This window comes from Synechococcus sp. MU1655 (genome assembly GCF_023630655.1).
Taxonomy (GTDB): Bacteria; Cyanobacteriota; Cyanobacteriia; order PCC-6307; family Cyanobiaceae; genus Synechococcus_C.
The window spans coordinates 1-3,598 of the sequence record NZ_JAKUHK010000215.1 but is presented as its reverse complement, the minus strand read 5'-3'; the positions used below and the strand labels follow the sequence as shown (position 1 = coordinate 3,598).

Genomic DNA, 3,598 nt, shown 5'->3' with positions numbered 1-3,598 from the left:
AGCTCAAACCGGAACCGGAAAAACAGCCGCCTTCGCCCTCCCTTTGCTGGAACGATTGCAAGGCGACAGCCCACTCCCAAGCGTGCTTGTGCTGGCGCCGACCCGCGAACTAGCGATGCAAGTAGCGGAAGCATTCAAGGCCTATTCCGCTGGGCATCCCCACCTCAATGTGCTGGCGATCTATGGAGGGTCCGATTTCCGCTCCCAAATCAACGCTTTGAGACGTGGTGTTGACGTTGTCGTGGGAACGCCTGGTCGCGTCATGGATCACATGCGACAAGGAACCCTGAATACAAGCGGATTGCGCAGCCTTGTCCTCGACGAGGCCGATGAAATGCTTCGGATGGGCTTCATCGACGATGTGGAATGGATCCTCGAGCAACTACCCGAAGAGCGTCAGGTCGTGCTGTTTTCAGCGACGATGCCCAACGAAATACGCAGGCTTTCGAAGCGCTACTTGCGTGAACCTGCAGAGATCACGATCAAAACGAAGGACAAAGAAGCACGTCGGATCCGCCATCGCTGCATCACCATGCAGAACTCGCACAAGCTCGAGGCACTCAACCGTGTGCTTGAAGCGGTGACGGGCGAAGGGGTGATTATTTTTGCCCGAACCAAGGCAATCACACTCACGGTTGCGGAATCCCTAGAAGCCGCCGGTCACGACGTGGCAGTTCTCAACGGAGATGTGCCCCAAAACCAACGGGAACGCACCGTGGAACGTCTTCGCAAAGGAACCGTCAACATTCTGGTGGCCACCGATGTTGCAGCTCGCGGTCTCGATGTTGACCGCATCGGTCTCGTCATCAACTACGACATGCCGTTCGATAGTGAGGCCTACGTCCATCGCATCGGTCGTACAGGCCGCGCTGGACGCAGCGGCGATGCCATCCTGTTCATCACACCCAGGGAGCGCAGGTTCGTTGGCAATCTCGAACGCGCTGTGGGACAGGCCATTGAGCCGATGGACATCCCTAGCAATGCTGAAATCAACCAGAGTCGTCTTGACCGTCTTCGCACCCGCCTGAGCATTGAAGCCACCAGCGAAGACAAGCCCGAGGAAGAAACTGCCCTACTCCAGGAGCTGATCCAAAGAGTGGCCCAAGAGCTTGAGGTAGAGCCAGGTCAACTCACTTTGGCCGCCATGAGGTTGGCCGTTGGCGAAGGCCCCCTATTGGTACAAGGCGATGAAAGCTGGCTGAAAGCTCCACTGCGCAACGACCGCCGAGATGATCGACGCGGGGATCGAGGCAACGACCGCGGCAGGCGACCAGAGCGAGCATCACGCCCGCCAGAAGATGACATGGAACGCTTCAGGGTTGAAGTCGGTCATCGCGATCGCGTCAAACCCGGCAATCTCGTTGGAGCCATTGCCAACGAATCAGGATTAGAAGGACGAATGATTGGTCGCATTCAGATCTTTGAAACGCACAGCCTTGTCGACCTTCCCAAAGGAATGCCAGAAAACGTTTTTAATTCTCTTCGTCGTCTCAAAGTGATGAACCGAGAGCTTCAAATCCGCCAGGATTCCTAACTCTTGAATCTGCTTTTCCGCCTTTCGATCAGCCTCTGCATCTCACCCATGCTGATCACAACCGCTGGATCACTAGCGCAAGCAGCAGATGATTCGGAAGAAATCAAAAGGCTTTGCATGGCTGGCTTCAATGCGGCCATGTCTCAAGCCAGACAAACACCTCCAGAAGGCATGGGTGATTTCACCTGTTCATGCTTTGCAAGAGAGCTGAAGGGCATTGCATATATTTTGCAAGCTCAAACTATCTGTAAAGACTTGGCTGCTGAAAAGTACGGACCTTTTCTGAAAACACAGTAAAAGCCTCACCTCGAGGTAGTCCGTTCACGACCGTTGTCACTGCTTCGATCAATAAAGCTTTGAATAGGGAAAAATGGTGAGGATCTCCTGACCATGCAACAGAACATCGAAAAAAATAAAACTTTTCGATTTTCTCTTCAAAAGTTGAGATGTGGCTCCAGGTAAGCCTGTAGCGTGGTGACGCATCAGCTTCATGTTCGGCTCTGATCGGCTCGCTCCCCCAAGCTTCAGCTCTCCAGCTTCAGCATCAAGGACTTTCCTTTTCGGACCAAAACTTCTCTGATCAAATGTCCAACGGTCCCCTCAGGAAATGACCATCTACATCGGCAATCTGTCTTTCCAGGCAGAACAAGAAGATCTTCTCGATCTATTCGGTCAATACGGAGAGGTGAAGAGCGCAAGTCTTCCTCTCGATCGAGAAACAGGTCGCAAGCGCGGCTTTGGCTTCGTTGAAATGGCCACAGACGAAGATGAGCAAAAGGCCATCGACGATCTCCAGAACGTCGAGTGGATGGGCCGCATGATCCGTGTCAACAAAGCAACCCCACGTGAGCGCACTGGCGGCGGCGGTGGCCGCGGTGGTTACGGCGGCGGCGGCGGCAATGGCGGCGGCGGCAATGGCGGCGGTGGCGGTGGTTACGGCGGCGGCAACCGCTGGTGATCGCAGCTGAGGAGACAGCTCATCGAGCCGTCTCCTCATGTTGAAGCACGTCATCCAGGGCGAATCGGCGATCGATCAATGTTGGATGCGATCCACGGGGCTTCACGACTCAACAGACACAGCAAGTGTTGTATTCCGAATTTCATCACGATGCTTCCGTGCCAAGAAGCGATGAAAACGATTGAAAGCTCTTGAGCGCGTCATTCAGCCTCCTCAATCTCTATTTCCGCTCAACACCGTTTCAGCAGTTTTGAGGCAGGTGGGCAACACAACGCTTGAATAAACTCACTTGCCATTGGTCATGGCTGAACAAACTCTGCCTAGACGCATTAAGCCTGCCCTCCCGAGGCTTTTGAGCCATCTCAAGCCGTACAGAACACGGGTATGGATGGCGGTGAGTTGCTCGATCATCAATAAAATCTTTGATCTACTTCCGCCGGTTCTGATTGGTCTTGCCGTTGATGTTGTTGTTCAACAGGATTCATCGTGGCTGGCAGCCTTGGGTGCCACAACGGTGCCAAGCCAACTCATCGTGCTTGCAGTGTTGTCCTTCCTGGTCTGGACCGCAGAATCACTCTTTGAATATCTCTACGGCGTTTTATGGCGCAATCTGGCACAAACAACGCAGCATAGTTTGCGATTAGAAGCCTACGACCATCTCCAAAAACTTGAGATGGATTTCTTCGAGCGAGACAGCACTGGGCGCTTACTCACCGTTCTTGGTGATGATATCCATCAGCTTGAACGATTTCTTGAACGAGGTGCGAACGAAATCCTGCAATTAGTGACCACCGTTCTGCTTGTTGGTGGCGCCATGACACTCATGGCACCTGGAGTAGCACTCTTTGCCTTTCTACCGATCCCAATCATCCTTCTGGGATCACTCCATTTTCAACGTCGCCTCGCTCCGCGATATCGCGACGTCCGCCAAAGGGCTGGAGATTTAGCCTCCCGACTGTCTAACAATCTAGGTGGAATGCTCACCATCAAAAGCTTCGCAACTGAAGCATGGGAACTCGAGCAACTTCGTACTGCTAGTGATGCCTACCGGCAGTGTAATCGTCAGGCAATTCGCATCTCTGCCGCCTTCATCCCCCTGATTCGCT

Annotated in this window: 4 protein-coding genes; all 4 read left to right on the top strand. The window is 53.6% G+C overall.

Features of this window, described 5'->3' with window-relative positions; all coding sequences use genetic code 11:
- Positions 1–1,534, top strand: a 1,534-nt coding sequence (locus NCN04_RS09505) for a DEAD/DEAH box helicase (RefSeq protein ID WP_250395927.1), incomplete at its 5' end; no start/stop codon positions are given.
- 48 nt (positions 1,535–1,582) lie between these two features.
- Positions 1,583–1,831 (top strand): hypothetical protein, encoded by a 249-nt coding sequence (locus NCN04_RS09500; protein WP_048346273.1) that lies wholly within the window; start codon positions 1,583–1,585, stop codon positions 1,829–1,831.
- 310 nt (positions 1,832–2,141) lie between these two features.
- Entirely contained in the window at positions 2,142–2,492 is a 351-nt protein-coding gene (gene rbp, locus NCN04_RS09495) for an RNA-binding regulator (RefSeq protein ID WP_250395926.1), read from the top strand.
- Between the two features lie 301 nt (positions 2,493–2,793).
- A partial coding sequence (locus tag NCN04_RS09490) for an ABC transporter ATP-binding protein (protein WP_250395925.1) occupies positions 2,794–3,598 on the top strand: 805 nt, incomplete at its 3' end.

Coding starts and splice junctions, on each gene's coding strand:
- rbp (WP_250395926.1), top strand. CDS start 2,142: ATGACCATCTACATCGGCAATCTGTCTTTCCAGGCAGAACAAGAAGAT.
- NCN04_RS09500 (WP_048346273.1), top strand. CDS start 1,583: ATGCTGATCACAACCGCTGGATCACTAGCGCAAGCAGCAGATGATTCG.